Genomic DNA, 17,216 nt, shown 5'->3' with positions numbered 1-17,216 from the left:
TACCCGTCTCTCTTGGAGAAGATGCCTACCGCCTTTTTTAAGATATCACGTTCAAGCTTTGTTTCTTCTAGTTCTTTGCGAAGTCTCAATAACTCTTCCCTTATTGGATCAGAGGATATTTGTTTTTCCTTGCTAAGTTTACCTTCTTTGTGAAGTTTTCGCCAATTAACGAGACTTTCTTTACAGATCCCCAATTCTTCAGCTACCGAGGATACATTGCCTCGCTGCTCACTTAAAGATACTGCTTGGATCTTAAACTCTAGACTGTAATTTTTTCTGATCTTTTTCATACTCTTAAAGATAAAGAGTATAAGAATTGTGTCCTAACAAAGTTAGCAACTCCAATCTTTTCCTACTACCAGAAATGAATTACTGAAAGATGTCAATTCATTTGGTACAAAAAAAGAATCTGAGCCTTCAATATCAAAAAAAGCAAGCAATACTTTTATCAAAAAATACTGTATTAACAAAAATGATCAGGTAAAAAGTAAAAACAAAAAAGAACTTTTAGTAGGCCGGGACACAGAAATTAATAAAATCACAGAAATTCTTTGCCGTTTCAGTAAACAAAATGTATTGATAATTGGTGATCATGGCATTGGAAAAACTGCATTAATAGAAGGTTTTGTTCAAAAAAATATTGCAAAACAAATTCCGGATGTACTTTCTGGCCTTCAAGTTTTCGAGATGGATATGGGCGCACTTGTCGCCGGCGCTTCTTATAAAGGCGAAATTGAAGACAGAATTAAAAGTATTGCTCAGGAGCTGAAAGCTTTTCCGAAATCTGTTTTAATTATTGAAGAATTTCATTCGCTTTTTGGAAATCAGGGCTCAGATTCAGGAATTGTAAATCTTTTGAAAAGTGAAATTTCCAATGGTTTGACAATCATTGCAACCTCAACTATTGAAGAATACACGAAAAAAATAGAAAAAGAACAAGGTCTCGCAGGAATGTTCGAACTTCTAAAACTGGAAGAAACAGAAGATGAAACTCACCTGAGAATGCTGAAACAGACATTAGAAGATTATCAGATTCACCACAATATTAAGGTGGATGACGAAACCATGAAGGAGGCCATTCGCCTTTCCAAGCGATACATGAAGGAAAAAAGTCTTCCCGCTTCTGCCATTGATTTGATCGACCATACAATGTCCGTTCTAAAAACAGCAGGAGAATCCTTTTTAAAAGAAAAAAATCATTTATTAATCAAGATCATTCATCTTGAAGATAATACAAATAACTATAATGATTCTGAACGAAAAATACACTCCGAGTGGCAGTTAAAAGATTTGATTGAAAAAACAAAATATCTCATCAGCACTTCAGATACTTATAAAGAAGAAGATCAAATTCCGGAATTTGAAAACGCAGATGAGATTTTAAAATATTCAAGAGAATTAATTGAAAGTGTTGAAAAAATAGCCCAGCAAAAAAGAACGCATATTACAGAACTGGATTTAGCGTTAATAATTTCTCAAAAAACCAACATCCCGATCGGAAAACTGAAAGAAGAAGAAAAACAAAGGCTCAACGACATGGAAAATGTCTTGGCAAAACGCGTTGTCGGGCAAGATCATGCCATTTCCATTGTTTCGGAAGCTGTGCTGGAAACCCGTTCAGGATTAAGTAAAGCCGGACAGCCCATCGGATCTTTCTTCTTTTTAGGACCAACAGGAACCGGAAAAACAGAGCTTGCAAAGTCATTGGCAGAATTTTTATTTCAGGACGAAAATGCTATCATCCGTTTTGATATGTCTGAATTCAAAGAAGAACACTCCGCGGCATTACTTTACGGCGCACCTCCGGGATATGTTGGGTATGAGGAAGGCGGACTTTTAGTGAATAAAATCAGGCAAAAGCCCTACTCTATTGTTCTTTTTGATGAAATCGAAAAAGCACACGCTTCAGTTTTTGATGTTTTTTTACAAATTATGGATGAAGGGAAGCTTCATGACAGATTGGGTAAAGAAGGTGACTTTTCTAATGCAATTATTTTATTTACATCAAACATAGGTTCAGAATTTATTGTTGAATCTTTTGGAAAAGGTGAAATTCCACCGTCATCAAAATTAATGGAAATGATGAGTCGCTTTTTCCGCCCGGAATTTTTAGGAAGATTAACGGAGACCATCCCATTTGCCCCTATCAGCAGAGAAAATGCATTGAAAATCTTTGAAATTCATCTTAAAAAAGAATTACTGGATCTTGTAAAAAATCTAAATATTGAACTTAGCATTACCCAGGAAGCCAAAGCGTTTTTATCAATGGAAGGGTACGACATCAAATACGGAGCAAGGCCTTTAAAAGGTATTATCAGAGGACGATTAAGAAGACCTTTGGCAAAAAAAATAGTTGCAGGTGAATATAAAGAAGGTGATAAAATAGAAGTTTCTTTGGGAAATAACGATCTGATTTGGAAGAAAATTAATTAGATTTAAATTTTTCTTTTACAAATAAAAGCCACAATAATCTTATAGAAAATCATCCCCAAGTTTGTATGTATGTATGTATGTATGTATGTATGTATATACGAAGATTCAATTTTTAAACTCATACATCAATTAACCAAATTCAAACTTTGAATCTGATTTTGGGCGAAAAAAAAAACGAAAATCACACATATTTCTGACCCTTATCATAAATTATACAATAAGATTACAACTTAAACGCCTGTAAATAAATACTCAACAAAACAGTTACCATAACAATTCACAAATTCATAATAATTTATTGAATATTGCATAAAATTATTACATTTAGGAGTTAATAAATAGTTAATTCCAACTTTTTACATATTTATCAATTTTTATCACAAAGAATGCAATCGATTACATTTTTAAGTTTAAAATATAAGATGTAATAAAAATCATCATTAATCACAATTAAAACTAAACTATGCAAATTATAGATTCAGGGCCGAAATATTCATCAGGCACAAAAGCACAGATCAATATGATGTACGTTACCGTTTTGACTTTGGTGGCCACACTGGGCGGGCTTTTGTTCGGATATGACACCGCAGTGATCTCGGGAGCTGAAAAATCAATTCAGGAATATTTGATTATTCCGTTGGGATTGAGTTCGTTGGCGCATGGAGCGACAATTTCCAGTGCTCTGATAGGCTGTATCATCGGAGGTGCGGTTTCAGGATATATTTCAACAAGATTAGGAAGAAAAAAATCATTGATGCTTGCGGCATTTTTGTTCTTCATCAGTGCTTTGGGAGCTGCTTATCCTGAATTTTTATTTTTTAAGCACGGAGAACATTCAATGGGTGTTTTGCTGGCTTTTAATTTTTATCGAATTATCGGCGGTATCGGTGTTGGACTTGCTTCTGCGGTTTGCCCGATGTACATTGGTGAAATTGCCCCCGCCGAAGTTCGCGGAAGACTGGTTTCTCTAAACCAGTTTGCCATTATTTTCGGAATGCTGGTCGTTTATTTTGTTAATTGGGGAATTGCTGATGGCAAAAGCATTGAATGGATTAATCAGATCGGATGGCGTTACATGTTTTTATCATTAACGATTCCTGCCGCGTTATTCGGGGTTCTATTATTTTTTGTTCCGGAAACGCCACGTTATCTTACCTTAATTAAACAGGATGATGAAGCGTTGAAAATTTTAACCAAAATAAACGGTGAAGCAAGAGCAAAAGAGATATTTTTTGAGATAAAAGGAACCGTTGCAGAACATAAAAGTGAAATTTTCGCTTTCGGAAAAACAGTAATCATTATTGGGATTTTGCTTTCTGTTTTTCAGCAATTTGTAGGAATTAATGTGGCTTTATACTATGCCCCAAGGATTTTTGAAAGTATGGGTGTTCATAAAGATGCATCCATGTTGCAAACTGTTGTGATGGGATTGGTCAATGTAGTCTTCACGGTTGTTGCTATTTTTACGGTTGATAAATGGGGACGAAAACCTTTATTGATCGTAGGTTCCATCGGCATGGCAATCGGAATGTTTGCGATCGCCATTTTCTCGTATTATCATATTATCGGGATTGCAACATTGGTTTTCATCATCGTTTATACCGCTTCTTTTATGATGTCCTGGGGGCCGATTTGCTGGGTTTTAATCTCAGAAATCTTTCCTAATAAAATCAGAGGTTCTGCCATTGCTATTGCAGTTGCCGCACAATGGGCAGCCAATTATCTGATCTCTTCTACCTATCCTTTTATGATGGAATTCAGTGGAGCTTTTACGTACGGTTTTTACGGCGTGATGAGCGTTTTATCATTAATTTTTGTCTGGAAAATGGTTCCTGAAACAAAAGGAAGATCATTGGAAGACATTGAAAAAATCTGGAAAAAGTAAAGTATTTTTTATATCAGTTAGTAAAATAGGGCATCGATTTTTCGGTGTCCTATTTTGGTTAAATCAACCACACATTTTTGGTATTTAAATTCATCATAAAATGTCATTTTTTATGATAAGTACCATTGATTATATGTAAGTACAGCATTTTGTCTCATACAGAAAACAGCCTTAAAACAAAGATAACTAAGCATTTAAATACATTTTATCTTTAATTTAGTCATACCCCACCATAACCTGATATAAAATACATAATATTTCCTGTCTGATAGTTATAATTTGATTAAATTTACCTCAACAACATATATCGTTTTGATATATAAAAAACAGCTAGAAAAACTCATTTATGAATAAGAAAAGTGCCACCATATACGATATTTCAAAGAAAATTAATGTGAGTGTGGCAACTGTTTCCAGAGCGCTTAATGATCATCCGAGGATAAGTCAGGCAACGAAAGATTTGGTGAAAAAAACCGCCAAAGAAATGAACTATAAGCAGAATAATCTTGCCAAAGCCCTAAAAAGTGGTGAAACAAAAAACGTAGGAATTATCGTTCCTTTTGTTAATACCAACTTCTTCTCCTCCGTTATCCGCGGAATTGAAGAAGAACTTTCTCCGCACGGTTATCACGTAATTATCTGCCAGAGTCACGAAGATGTAAATATTGAAAAAAGACACTTAAATACGTTGCTGAATGCTCAGGTTGACGGGATTTTCATGTCCGTTTCGAAGACAACTATTGATACAGAACATATTCAGAGTATTTTAGATACAACCAATACGCCGATCATCTTTTTTGATAGAAAAAAGGATATTCCGGGCATCAGTACCATCGTTATTGATGATTACCGAGGCGGTTACATGGCTACCGAACATTTAATTAAAGAAGGTTATAAAAATATTTGTCATTTTGCAGGAGATCTTAATCTTGAGATCTATCAAAACCGTCTTAACGGCTATAAACAAGCTTTAATTGATCATAATTTTCAGGTAAAAGAAGACAATATCATTATCACAGGAAGTTCGATTGAGGAAGGAATTGATGCTGTTAAAAAGTTTTGGGATAAAAAATCTATCCCCGATGCGATATTTTCATCGAGTGATTTTGCGGCATTAGGCGCTTGTCAGGAATTGAAAAAACGTAAGATTAAAATACCTCAGGAAGTAGCAGTTATTGGCTTTTCAAACGAACCTTTTACTCAATTTATGGAGCTTCCGATGAGTTCTGTAGACCAAACTCCCGTTATCATGGGGAAAATGGCCGGACAGGTATTTATTGAAAGCGTAAAGGAAAATGGTTCCGGAGTTTCTATTGAGAAAAAAGTGGTATTGGCACCGCAGCTTTATATTAGGAAGTCTTCGAAAAGGAAGTAGTTTTAGTTAGTTTAAAGACATACAAAAGTGGATCTGGATAATCAATCTCTTTATATTATTCTTGGCGGCATTGGTCAAATTATCTTATGGTTATTTTATAAAATATTAAGAAACACAAAAATATTTTTGATAGTATTAATATTAGCAATTTTGCTTGCTTTGCTTGGATATCTTAATATCAGCCGCGAATCACTAAAAATGCCAAACGGTAATGCTGCTACATGGGCATTCTTGCCTTTATTTTTTATGATATATTACTGGATACTCAGAAATTTATTTCTGATAATTTTCGGAAATGAACCTTTGATGACTGGTTATATGCAATCAAGCTGGGAACAAGGCGAGTATAGAAAACTACACATGGGTGATGCTATTTTTACAGTATTGACTTTAGTTTTACCATTTTTGACAACTTTACTCTTTTAATAAAAAATACCAATATTTATTTAATTTGAAAATATGGAAAAGAAACATTTAACTGATGAAGAATTTAAAAAGCTTGTAATAGAAATAGCTATAAAAATTTCGCCAATCTTAGTAGAGAAAAAACCTGATTCGTGGTCAGCAGCAGAGAATATAGCAATATATTCAAAAGATATTGCTGAAGCAGTAAGAAGTATTTTGATTGATCCAAGTGGTAAAAGTTTATAAACACAGATTACAAATCCCCGCTATCAATCCAAGAGAAAATGCCTCCCACAAATGTAGAAAGCATTTTCAACCCTAATATTTATATAATTAAAACAATTATAAACTTACTCCCCGTCTCCAGGGAATAAAATCGTTTTGATTCAAAATTGCGGCTTTTGTTTTTACCTCTCCGCTTGCGACTTCGATGATAAATTCTAAAAGCTCTTCTGCCTTTTCGTCGATTGTTTTTTCGCCTGTAATCACGTCTCCTGTGTTGAAATCGATGATGTCGGGCATTCTTTGTGATAAAGAAGTGTTTGACGAAATTTTTACAACGGGAACTACCGGATTTCCGGTCGGAGTTCCCAAACCTGTAGTGAATAAAACTACGTTTGAGCCTGAACCAACCAAAGCAGTTGTACATTCCACGTCATTTCCGGGGGTGCATAATAAATTTAAGCCCGGTTCTTTGATATATTCTGTGAAATCGAGAACGTCATTTATCGGTGACGAACCACCTTTTTTAGCCGCTCCTGCAGATTTCATGGCGTCGGTTATCAGCCCATCTTTAATATTCCCCGGTGACGGATTCATATCAAATCCTGAACCAGCAGCAACGACTGATTCTTCAAAATCTTTCATTAACTGTAAAAATCTTTCTGCATCATCTTCATTCACACAGCGATTCACCAATTCCTGCTCTACTCCACATAATTCCGGAAATTCGGAAAGGATGGTTGAACCACCGATTCCAGCCATTAAATCTGATAATTGTCCTAAAACCGGATTGGCAGAAATTCCTGAAAAACCGTCTGAGCCACCGCATTCCAAGCCTAAAACTAACTTAGAAATTGGAGCTGGTTTTCTTTCGATTTCATTGGCTTGTTTGATCGCTTCGTAAGAGTCTTTGATGATTCCATTAAGCATTTCATCAACGGTTCCCGATTTTTGCTGTTCGTAAACGATGATCGGTTTTTTATTATTCGGACTTATTTTTTGCAATGCATCCGTAAAAATCTGAACCTGCAAATTCTGACAACCCAAACTCAAAACCGTTGCTCCGGCTACATTCGGATTATTCACATAACCTGCCAATAACCTTCCCAATGCTTCTGCATCCTGACGAATACCGCCACAACCGCCTTGGTGCGTGATGAATTTTACATCTATATTTTTAAAAACTCTAGAGTTTTGATCTTCTTCAACAACAGTTTCCGCTTCAGAATTATTGATTAATGATCTTAATAATATCTGATGTTTTGTTGCTTTTTCAAACAACAATTCTTTTTCAAAAACATCTTTTAGAATCTCTACATTTCTATTTTCACAAAAAACCAATGGAAAAAATAACCACACGTTTTCTGTTCCGACCTGCCCGTCTTCTCTGTGATATCCCATGAAAGTTTTATCCTTCCATTTATCAACATTCGGAGCGGTCCAAGCAGTTGTTTCTGTTTTGCCTTCTACTTTTGCGCTTTGGTGCTTAACGTTTTCAGTTGTGATAACCTCTCCTTCTTGGATTGGCTGACTGGCTTTTCCCACCAAAACACCATACATAATGATCTCGTCTCCAATCGCAAGATCTTCAGTCACGAATTTGTGTTTCGCCTTCGTGTCTTTTATAATGTCATACGTAAGATCACCCAAAGTAACAGTTTCCCCCTGCGTCAGATCAACCAATGCCACTGCTACATTATCTTTGGGATTTACTTTCAGTACTTTCTTTTGCATAATTTTTTAAGAATAAAATTGTATAAAGTTGTGATATGCAGTTTCAATATCGTCGTGGTCTATTTCCCACAATGCTTTTGCTACCGCAGATTTCAAACCGTTAACCTTTGTAAGGTCTGCGTCCCAGAAAATGGTTTCGCTTAACGCCAATTCTGCGACTTTCTCATAATCTTCGTTTGCCCAGATCTCTTTGAATCTAGTGACAATCGCTTCTTCATCATTTATCGGTAAAGATTTTTCTCCAAAATTCCCTTGATAGAATCTGATTAAACTTGCCAATGAGAAGGTTAAATTAAGCGGTAATTTATGGTTAATTTCAACATATTTCAACAAACTCGGAAGAATTCTCACCTTAAATTTAGAAACAAAATACAATGCGATACTTGCCTGATAATGCTTGATAAAAGGATTTCTGAATCTGTCGAAAACTTCTTCAGCAAAATCTTTCAGTTCATTTTCATCTAATCCTAATGTAGGATTTACTTCATTAAAAATCGTTTCATTTAAAAATTTACCTAAAAATTGATTATCGATAGATTCTTTTACCGTTTCTTTTCCTGATAAAATCGCCGGAGCCAACATTAAAGTATGACCACCATTCAAAATTCTCACTTTTCTCAAACGATATGGCTGAATATCATCAACAACCAAAATCTGCTCGTCAATTTTATCAAAAGGAATTCTTTCTTTTAAATTTGCCGCATCCTGAATCACAAAAAGTAAAAATACTTCCGAAACCACCATCATCTGATCTTCGTAATCCAATTGGTCTTCGTACGTTTCTACATCATCTTTTGGATAACCCGGAACGATTCTGTCTACCAATGTATTATGGAAATAATTATTTTGTTCAATCCATTGCACAAAGTTAGAATCTAAATTCCAAAGTTGGGCATATTTTAAGATAATTTCTTTTAAAGCTAAAGCATTGTCCTCAATCAATTCACAAGGAATAATTCTCAACCCTTTATCTTCCGCTCCATTGAAATGTTTGAATCTTTCGTGTAATAAAACCGTTAGTTTCGCAGGAAAATTCTTGTGCGGACCAGCGTAGTTATTTTCTGATTCGTCGTAAGCAATTCCTGTTTCTGTTGTATTGGAAAAGATAAATTCTAATTCTTCTTCTTTCGCTAACGCTAAGAATTCATCATAATTTGTATAAGGATTGATCGACTTCTGAATCGCAGAAATCACTTGTTTTGTATCAATGATCTCCCCTTTTTTAATTCCTCTAGAGAAAAGCGTGTATAAATTATCCTGCTCTTCCAGTTTATGAACCGAACCGCCTGCCGTTGGCTGAACGTTTACGATTCCGGCATTAAATCCTGCTTCTTTATTTAATTTATCAATCACATAATCTGTGAATCCTCTCATGAAATTTCCGCCTCCAAACTGTACAATTTTGATTGGAAGTTTTTCCTGAGAACCGCGTAATTCACGATTTAATTTTTGTTTTGTCTGATTTTCCATCTTTTTTAACTCGATGATTTTGTTTTTTAAAGCAAAGTCCGCAAAGTTTTTTTTTTTGCTTGAAATGCCGTTTATTTTTCGTTCGCAAAGGCGTTTCACTCAGCTAAGGGCATTACAACCCTTGCTTCCTTATCTATTTATTTTATTTAAACCATTAAGGTTAATTTATTTACTTATCACTTTATATTTTGGAACCAATGTTTTCATTACAATCCATGCAATAAGGTAAGCCACTGCGCAGATTGAAAAAATGATCATATATCCTTTATCAATTCCGTCTGAAACTACTGCTCCGGACTTTTTTAACTGCTCAAAGAAACCATCCGGTAAACGATCGTTGATGTACTGAGGATATTTTTCCAACAAAGGAACTCCGTCCACTGTTGACCAAGCTTTATGAGCATGATCGAATAATACTCCAGAAGATTTATTAATGATAAACGAACCGATTCCACCTGCCATTCCGCCAATTCCTGTGATGGTTGCAATTGCTTTTTTCGGAAACATATCGCCTACAGTCGAGAAAATATTTGCTGACCAAGCCTGGTGAGCAGCACCTGCAATACCGATAATTAAAACAGGAATCCAATAGGTTGCACTCCCTAATGGTTGTGCTAAAAGTGCTAGCAAAGGGAAAAATGCGAAAATCAACATCGCTTTCATTCTTCCTGAATAAGCGTTCATTCCTTTCTTTTCAACAAAATATTTTGGAAGCCAACCACCGATGATCGACAGTAAAGTGATCATATAAAGAACGAATAATGGTAATGCACTCTGTGTGGAATCCATCCCATACACTGAACTTAAATAAGCCGGTGTCCAGAATAAAAAGAACCACCAAACGCCGTCTGTCATAAATTTTCCGAACGCAAACGCCCAAGTCTGCCTGTAGCTGAAACATTCTTTGAATGTAAATACTTTTTCCGGAACAGAAGTGTCTTCATTGGGAAGATCGTCCTGATCCTGATTAATATACGTTAATTCATGTTCGTTAACTCTCTTGTGTAAATGCGGTTTTTTGTAAACAAATACCCAAAGTCCCATCCATACAAATCCTAGCGCACCAATAATGATAAATGCCCATTCCCAACCCATTGATTTTGCAATAAAGGGGATCGTAAGGGGTGCTGCCAAAGCTCCGACTGTTGCTCCTGCATTCCAGATACTTGTAGAAAACGCTCTGTCTTTTTTAGGGAAATATTCCGCCGTAGTTTTAATTGCTGCCGGAAAATTTCCTGCTTCACCAATTGCCAGTACGAAACGTGCAAAAATGAACAGTGTAACACTCGTACTGATGATCGCAGAGGTATTGGAAACCGTAGAAATCAGTTCTTTTGAACCATGAAAACCAGCTAACCAGTTTCCGGTAAGAATTCCAGATGTACCAATTCCGCAGAATGCATGTAAAACCGCACCAATAGACCAAATACCTATTGCCCAAAGAAAACCTTTTTTCGTATCCATCCAATCCACAAACTTTCCTGCGAAAAGCATTCCTACCGCATAAAATATAGAAAATAATGCAGTAATGTTTCCGTAATCGTTGTTATTCCAGTGAAATTCGGGTGCGATAAAATCTTTCCAAGTTAATGACAACACCTGACGATCCAAATAATTGATCGTAGTAGCAAGAAATAACAGAAGACATATCGTCCATCTGTAGGTAGTCGGTTTAAGAGATTTAACTGAACTCATATTAATTTAGAATTAGTTCGCTTTTTGTTTGTTTTAATAATGATGTTTGTTTTTAACGCAAAGTCCGCAAAGTTTTTTTTGCCAACTGTATTACTTATTTTAAGTTCGCAAAGGCGTTTCACTTAACTAAGACCACAAAGTGTTTTAGTTTATTTAATCATTATTATTTTAAAGTCTGAATAATTTCCAGCACTTTTTTAGTTTCGTTTTCTATGGTTGTATAGTCTTTAGCGAGCATCAATTCTTTACTTACCAATTTACTTCCCATTCCCACGGCAGAAACACCTGCTTTGAACCAGCTTTCAATGCTTTCTTTTGTAGTATCAACACCTCCTGTCGGCATGAATTTCAGGTTTGGGAAAACATCTTTAATGGCGCTCATAAATCCGGTTCCCAAAGAATTACCCGGGAATAATTTAATGAAAGTTACTCCTGAATTTTCAGCTTCGATAATTTCAGTCGGAGTCATACAACCCGGACTGTACAACAAGTCTTTTGGAATTAAAAATTCTGCAACTTCCGTCACAAAACCCGGGCTGATAAAGAAATCTGCACCCACTTTATAATATTCTTCAGCTTGCTGTACATTCTTTATTGTTCCGATTCCCAAAAGCATTTCAGGCATTTCTGCGTTACGGATTTCTACCATCTTTGTGAAATTACTCAATGCAGCTTCGCCACGGCTTGTATATTCTACCGCACGGATTCCTGCTTTGTAAAGTGATCTCAATATTTCTAAAGTCACTGCCTCATCAGTATTATAGTATAGAGGCAAAACTCCTTGGCTGATGATCGTATTTGTAACTGATTGAATTTTTGTCATTTTGCTTAATTATCTTGTTTAAAAATAATTTTTGATGGGATTAAATCCATCCTTTAGTATGCTGTACTTGCAAGACTTTTTTTAATTATCTCTTGATGCGTCCACCGGAATCCCCGTTCATCACTTCCAGAATATCTTCTGCGCTGCTGTAATTAATATCACCTAAAATAGTATGTTTTATTGCGCAGGCTGCGTTGGCAAATTTTAATGCTTTTTCGTCATCAAAATTGATTAAACCGTAAATTAAACCTGCTGCAAAAGCATCACCTGTCCCGATTCTGTCGACTACAGGATTAACTTCCAAAAGTTCCGTTTCAAAATAATTGTCTTCAACTAAAGCTCTTCCCTGCGTTTGCTGAGAACTTGCTGTAACGCCAATTCTTATCTTGTCGAAAATCTTATGAATAGAAGGAATTTGTTGTTTTAATTCTTTACAGGCTTCGATGAAACCTTCTTTATCTGATGAAAACTGAGTTCCGAGAATTTCATTAATTTCATTCACTCCACCGATAAAAATCGTTGAATATGAAACCAATTCTTTCAAGACTTCATTTCCGTTTTTGCCATATTTCCAAAGGTTTGAGCGGTAAGCCGAGTCTGATGTAACTTCAATTCCCAATTCGCGGGCAGTTTGCAACCCTTCTTTTAAACTTTCATAAGCCGATTCGGAAATTCCGGGGCTGATGCCGGTCCAATGGAAATATTTGCAGCCTTCAAGGGCTTTTTTCCAGTCAATTTGTTCAGATTTAATGTTTGCGAAAGAACCGTTCAATCTGTTGTAAGCAATTCTGCTGGCACGAACTGATGAACCGACTTCTAAAAAATACAAACCTAAAGGATGCTCATTTTTGTTGATGAAAGTCGTATCAATCCCAAAACTTTTGATGAAATAAACTGCCGATTCACCCACAAAATCATCAGAAACACTGCTGATATGTCTCACGTCACAACCCATTGTTGCCAATGAAGATGCTACATTAAGCTCTGTTCCGCCAAAAAAGAATTCCATTTCGTGGCTTTGCTTCATCGTTCTGTTTCCGGGTGGCGAAAGTCGCATGATGACTTCTCCGAATGTGACTATTTTGTTGCTCATTGTTTTAATTAACTCTCTTTATTTTAACCACAAAAGACACAAAAGCTTTTAACACTTTAGCAATCTTGAAGTTTAATACATTGAAAATAAAAGATCACATAAGTTAAAAATCTTCGATTTTTCTTCTTAAAATTCTTAGTGATTTAAAATTTTACTTTTTATTTCTCGCAAACTTTATTCAATTTGAAATTTAAAAATCAAAATAATTTTTAGCATTATGATAACAAATATCTGAAATTGTTTTACCAATCAGTTCGATATCGTCAGGTAATTCACCGTTTTTCATCTCTTCACCGAAAAGATTACACAATACTCTTCTGAAATATTCGTGTCTCGGGTAAGAAAGGAAACTTCTGGAATCTGTCAACATTCCAACGAAACAGCTGATCAATCCCATGTTTGAAAGAGCATTCATCTGCTTGATCATTCCGTCTTTCTGATCAAGGAACCACCATCCTGAACCGAACTGTACTTTTCCTTTGATGCTTCCATCATTGAAATTCCCGATCATTGTCGCGAAAATCTCGTTGTCGGCAGGATTTAAGTTATATAAAATGGTCTTCGTTAAGTTATCTTTTCCGTCTAAAGTGTTTAATAATTTAGACAAAGTTTCAGCCTGAACGAAGTCACCGATAGAATCCCAACCCGTATCTGGACCTAGAATTCTGTGCATTCTTTCGTTATTATTTCTCAATGCGCCCAAGTGGAACTGCTGAACCCATCCAAATTTATGATAAGCTTCGCCTAAGAATAATAAAATAGCTGTTTTGAACTGATTCACCTGTTTTTCAGCGATCACTTTTCCTGATAATTTATCATTGAAAATAGTACTCACTTCTGCTTCTGAAGCTTCTTCGAAAGAAATATTGTTCAATCCGTGGTCGCAAAGTCTGCATCCGTTTCCGTGGAAATATTCAATTCTTTTTAGTAAAGCATCACATAACGTTTGGTAAGAATTAATTTCAATTCCGGCAGATTCGCCTAGCTTTGAAATGTAATCTGCAAAGTTGTGGTTTTCAATCAAAATCGCTTTATCAGGGCGGAAAGCCGTACTTACTTTAATGCTGAAATCGCTTTTCGCCAAATCCTGATGATAATTCAATAGATCTGTAGGATCTTCCGTTGTGCACAGAGATTCTACATTCATCATTTTTAATAAACCTCTTGTCGATTTTTCAGGAGTCTGAAGTTGAGCGGTGATATTTTCGTAAATTTCTGATGCATTGCTTTCATTTAACAATTCATCAATTCCGAAATATCTTTTTAATTCTAAATGTGTCCAGTGATACAAAGGGTTTCTCAATGTATACGGAACAGTTTTAGCCCAAGCCTCAAATTTTTCTTTATCTGAAGCATCTCCCGTGATGAATTTTTCGTTCACGCCCATGGTACGCATCGCTCTCCATTTGTAATGGTCGCCGGCAATCCAAACCTTTGAGATATTTTCGAAAACGGTGTCTTCTGCAATATCTTTGGGAATCAAATGATTATGATAATCAATGATCGGTTGCTTTTCTGCATACTTGAAGTATAATTCTTCAGCGTATTTATTTTGTAATAAAAAATTATCTGTAATAAAAGGTTTCATTCTAATCTAATTCTGTTGTTACTCATTAGCCGGTTTCCCGATCGTTGCCAAAATTCCGCCATCAACGTAAATAATCTGTCCGTTGACAAATCGGCTTGCATCTGAAGCCAGGAAAATAGCTGTCCCAGCAAGGTCTTCAGGGTTTCCCCATCTTCCTTGCGGAGTTCTGCTAATGATAAAATCGTTAAAAGGATGTCCATCCACTCGGATTGGTTCTGTCTGGGAAGTTGCAAAATATCCGGGACCGATTCCGTTCACCTGAATATTGTGTTTTGCCCATTCTGTCGCCAGATTTTTGGTAAGCATTTTCAGGCCGCCTTTTGCAGAAGCGTATGCCACTACATTGTCGCGACCCAACTCGCTCATCATCGAGCAGATGTTGATGATCTTTCCGGATTTTCTTTTGATCATATGTTTGCCGACTAATTTCGACATGATAAAAGGCCCTGTAAGATCCACATCAATTACTTTTCTAAAGTCTTCTACCTCCATCTCAATCGCCGGAATACGTTTGATGATTCCTGCATTATTGACAAGGATGTCTATTTTTCCATGGGTAGCTTCCATAAGCGCTACTTTCTGAGCGGCTTCCAGCTCGTCCGTCACATCAAAAAGATATCCGGTTGCTTTGTAGCCTTTATCGTGATAATAGTTTAAAGCTTCCTCTAATTTTGACGGCGTTGTGCTTGTGATCGCCAGTTCAGCACCTGCAGCGGCAAGACCTTCAGCCATTGCCATTCCTAATCCGTGAGTACCGCCAGTTACAACGGCTACTTTACCGGATAAATCAAATAAATTCATTAGAAAAATTACTTTAGTTCGTTAGTTTTGATACCGTCCATATCGCCGTAGTCCATATTTTCCCCGGCCATACCCCAGATAAAAGTATAATTGGACGTTCCTACCCCTGAGTGGATAGACCATTCCGGAGATAGTACAGCTTGACGGTTTTGCATAAAAATATGACGCGTTTCCTGAGGCTGTCCTAAGAAATGACTGATCGTCTGCCCTTCTTCCAAATCAAAATAGAAATAAGCTTCCATTCTTCTGGTGTGGGTATGTGAAGGCATTGTATTCCAAACACTTCCCGGGTGAAGTTCTGTCATTCCCATTTGTAATTGACACGTTTCAAGAACAGAATTGACTATCAGTTTGTTGATCGTACGCTTGTTGGCATATTTCTCTTCACCTAATTCTACAATTTCAGCTTCGTTTTTCGTGATCTTTTTTGTAGGATAAGTGTGATGCGCCGGAGCTGAGTTGATGTAAAAATAAGGTTGATCATCACCCGATTTTTCAAATACTACTTCTTTTGCACCTTTACCAATATATAAAGCTTCCTTGTTTCCAAGCTCATATACTTCGCCATCTACCGTTACTTTTCCGGCACCGCCAACGTTGATGATCCCCAACTCTCTCCTGTCCAGGAAATTCTCGGCTTTCAAATCGTCTGTTGGTTCCAGTTTTAAAGCTTGTGTTGAAGGCATGATACCTCCTACAATAAGCCTGTCGTACATAGAATAGACTAATTTTATCTTATCTTCATTAAATAAATCATTGATTAGAAACTCCCTCCTAAGATCCTCAGTGGTATACTTTTTTGCATCTTCAGGATGGTGGGCGTAACGAAATTCTGATTGTGTCATACTACTTGATTTTTATACTTTTCTTTTTGCGGTTTTCTCAAACCTGTTAAACTTTGCGTAATCGATTGCATAAAATTACACCAAAATTTGATAGAATTACTGTTGGGATAAATATATAATTATTCTTTAATTAGTTAACAAAAAATTAATTTTAATTTACAATCACCTGAAAAACAGACTTATAATTTTAAATTTTTAAAAAAAATAAAGAAATTTTCATGAAAATTTATGCGTAAAAATTAACCAAAAGTTAATCCTAGCCTTTAATTTTAAATAAAATCATGCCAAAATAAAGCAGTAAAATAAGAGTTACAAAATCCTTAATAATAACTTCATTTCACTATACATATGATGCGTATTAAGTTTAATCATTAACATTAAAGAAAAACGGTTAAAAATATTAACTTAAAAAGATGACAAAAATCAGGAAAACTGATGAAATTTTGAGTTTGGGTATCAATTTTGGGAATTTTTAAGACAAAAAAACAGTCATTTTTAAAGTAAATTTTAAGTTTCCGAATATTAAACAGTAAAAAAAATCATGTATTTTAAAAATATTTCAATATTCACTAATTAACTAATAAATATTTAATTATCAGTTAATTAAAATTGAATAACTAACAAATGTTCTGTTAAATTTAACAACTTAAACAATCAAATTAATGAAAAAATAATATTTTTTTCTTTGCGTAATGGAAAATAATATTAGTTTAGAAGCCAAGATATTTTATAATGAAAAATTACGCAATCGATTGCACTTGAATAAAGCGTACAATTTTTAAAAATATTAATCACTAAAAAGAATAGAATACTTACTAAATCCACAAACAAAAAAGCAACAAAGCTT

Annotated in this window: 14 protein-coding genes; 5 read left to right on the top strand and 9 right to left on the bottom strand. The window is 35.5% G+C overall.

Annotation, left to right across the window (positions count from 1 at the left end; all coding sequences use genetic code 11):
• On the bottom strand, nucleotides 1-290 hold a 290-nt coding region (locus tag BT156_RS19510), incomplete at its 3' end, for a transposase (protein ID WP_034676731.1).
• 82 nt (nucleotides 291-372) lie between these two features.
• Between BT156_RS19510 and BT156_RS19505 the strand changes: the two genes are divergently transcribed.
• The 5 genes from BT156_RS19505 to BT156_RS19485 all read left to right on the top strand — a co-directional run bounded on the left by BT156_RS19505 (nucleotide 373) and on the right by BT156_RS19485 (nucleotide 6,344).
• Nucleotides 373-2,433, top strand: coding sequence for an AAA family ATPase (locus BT156_RS19505; RefSeq protein WP_139255529.1), 2,061 nt, complete (start codon nucleotides 373-375; stop codon nucleotides 2,431-2,433).
• A 463-nt stretch (nucleotides 2,434-2,896) separates the two neighbouring features.
• Nucleotides 2,897-4,318 carry a D-xylose transporter XylE gene (gene xylE / locus BT156_RS19500; protein WP_072412608.1) on the top strand — a complete coding sequence of 474 codons (1,422 nt, stop codon included), beginning with the start codon at nucleotides 2,897-2,899 and terminating at the stop codon, nucleotides 4,316-4,318.
• A gap of 346 nt (nucleotides 4,319-4,664) precedes the next feature.
• Nucleotides 4,665-5,693: a LacI family DNA-binding transcriptional regulator gene (locus BT156_RS19495; protein WP_072412607.1), complete on the top strand. Its 1,029-nt coding sequence runs from the start codon at nucleotides 4,665-4,667 to the stop codon at nucleotides 5,691-5,693.
• A 27-nt stretch (nucleotides 5,694-5,720) separates the two neighbouring features.
• The gene (locus BT156_RS19490; RefSeq protein ID WP_072412606.1) at nucleotides 5,721-6,119 is read left to right on the top strand and encodes a hypothetical protein; all 399 of its coding nucleotides are present in this window, start codon (nucleotides 5,721-5,723) and stop codon (nucleotides 6,117-6,119) included.
• 33 nt (nucleotides 6,120-6,152) lie between these two features.
• Nucleotides 6,153-6,344 carry a hypothetical protein gene (locus BT156_RS19485; protein ID WP_072412605.1) on the top strand — a complete coding sequence of 64 codons (192 nt, stop codon included), beginning with the start codon at nucleotides 6,153-6,155 and terminating at the stop codon, nucleotides 6,342-6,344.
• Nucleotides 6,345-6,440: 96 nt separating this feature from the next.
• Here the strand turns inward: BT156_RS19485 and BT156_RS19480 are convergent, their stop codons facing one another.
• From BT156_RS19480 to kduI, 8 genes are all read right to left on the bottom strand, one after another.
• Nucleotides 6,441-8,054, bottom strand: a complete 1,614-nt coding sequence (locus BT156_RS19480; protein WP_072412604.1) for a UxaA family hydrolase — start codon at nucleotides 8,052-8,054, stop codon at nucleotides 6,441-6,443.
• Between the two features lie 6 nt (nucleotides 8,055-8,060).
• On the bottom strand, nucleotides 8,061-9,524 hold the full coding sequence (locus BT156_RS19475) for a tagaturonate reductase (RefSeq protein WP_072412603.1): 1,464 nt from the start codon (nucleotides 9,522-9,524) through the stop codon (nucleotides 8,061-8,063).
• 165 nt (nucleotides 9,525-9,689) lie between these two features.
• Nucleotides 9,690-11,219: an MFS transporter gene (locus BT156_RS19470; RefSeq protein ID WP_072412602.1), complete on the bottom strand. Its 1,530-nt coding sequence runs from the start codon at nucleotides 11,217-11,219 to the stop codon at nucleotides 9,690-9,692.
• A 163-nt stretch (nucleotides 11,220-11,382) separates the two neighbouring features.
• Nucleotides 11,383-12,042: a beta/alpha barrel domain-containing protein gene (locus tag BT156_RS19465; RefSeq protein ID WP_072412601.1), complete on the bottom strand. Its 660-nt coding sequence runs from the start codon at nucleotides 12,040-12,042 to the stop codon at nucleotides 11,383-11,385.
• A gap of 85 nt (nucleotides 12,043-12,127) precedes the next feature.
• Entirely contained in the window at nucleotides 12,128-13,135 is a 1,008-nt protein-coding gene (locus BT156_RS19460) for a sugar kinase (protein ID WP_072412600.1), read from the bottom strand.
• A gap of 190 nt (nucleotides 13,136-13,325) precedes the next feature.
• Nucleotides 13,326-14,723: a glucuronate isomerase gene (gene uxaC, locus BT156_RS19455; protein ID WP_072412599.1), complete on the bottom strand. Its 1,398-nt coding sequence runs from the start codon at nucleotides 14,721-14,723 to the stop codon at nucleotides 13,326-13,328.
• Between the two features lie 18 nt (nucleotides 14,724-14,741).
• Complete coding sequence (locus BT156_RS19450) at nucleotides 14,742-15,524, bottom strand: gluconate 5-dehydrogenase (RefSeq protein ID WP_072412598.1); 783 nt, start codon at nucleotides 15,522-15,524, stop codon at nucleotides 14,742-14,744.
• Between the two features lie 8 nt (nucleotides 15,525-15,532).
• Nucleotides 15,533-16,369, bottom strand: coding sequence for a 5-dehydro-4-deoxy-D-glucuronate isomerase (gene kduI, locus BT156_RS19445; RefSeq protein ID WP_072412597.1), 837 nt, complete (start codon nucleotides 16,367-16,369; stop codon nucleotides 15,533-15,535).
• Nucleotides 16,370-17,216: the final 847 nt, after the last annotated feature.

Origin of the sequence: Chryseobacterium limigenitum, assembly GCF_900114875.1 — a bacterium.
Classification (GTDB): domain Bacteria; phylum Bacteroidota; class Bacteroidia; order Flavobacteriales; family Weeksellaceae; genus Chryseobacterium; species Chryseobacterium limigenitum.
Note: the sequence above shows the minus strand (reverse complement) of the source record. Positions and strands in the feature narration are given on the sequence as shown.

What these genes read in the sequence shown, in the direction of transcription:
- xylE (WP_072412608.1), top strand. Translation starts at nt 2,897, where the DNA reads ATGCAAATTATAGATTCAGGGCCGAAATATTCATCAGGCACAAAAGCA.
- BT156_RS19495 (WP_072412607.1), top strand. Translation starts at nt 4,665, where the DNA reads ATGAATAAGAAAAGTGCCACCATATACGATATTTCAAAGAAAATTAAT.
- BT156_RS19485 (WP_072412605.1), top strand. Translation starts at nt 6,153, where the DNA reads ATGGAAAAGAAACATTTAACTGATGAAGAATTTAAAAAGCTTGTAATA.
- BT156_RS19480 (WP_072412604.1), bottom strand. Translation starts at nt 8,054, where the DNA reads ATGCAAAAGAAAGTACTGAAAGTAAATCCCAAAGATAATGTAGCAGTG.
- BT156_RS19475 (WP_072412603.1), bottom strand. Translation starts at nt 9,524, where the DNA reads ATGGAAAATCAGACAAAACAAAAATTAAATCGTGAATTACGCGGTTCT.
- BT156_RS19470 (WP_072412602.1), bottom strand. Translation starts at nt 11,219, where the DNA reads ATGAGTTCAGTTAAATCTCTTAAACCGACTACCTACAGATGGACGATA.
- BT156_RS19465 (WP_072412601.1), bottom strand. Translation starts at nt 12,042, where the DNA reads ATGACAAAAATTCAATCAGTTACAAATACGATCATCAGCCAAGGAGTT.
- BT156_RS19460 (WP_072412600.1), bottom strand. Translation starts at nt 13,135, where the DNA reads ATGAGCAACAAAATAGTCACATTCGGAGAAGTCATCATGCGACTTTCG.
- uxaC (WP_072412599.1), bottom strand. Translation starts at nt 14,723, where the DNA reads ATGAAACCTTTTATTACAGATAATTTTTTATTACAAAATAAATACGCT.
- BT156_RS19450 (WP_072412598.1), bottom strand. Translation starts at nt 15,524, where the DNA reads ATGAATTTATTTGATTTATCCGGTAAAGTAGCCGTTGTAACTGGCGGT.
- kduI (WP_072412597.1), bottom strand. Translation starts at nt 16,369, where the DNA reads ATGACACAATCAGAATTTCGTTACGCCCACCATCCTGAAGATGCAAAA.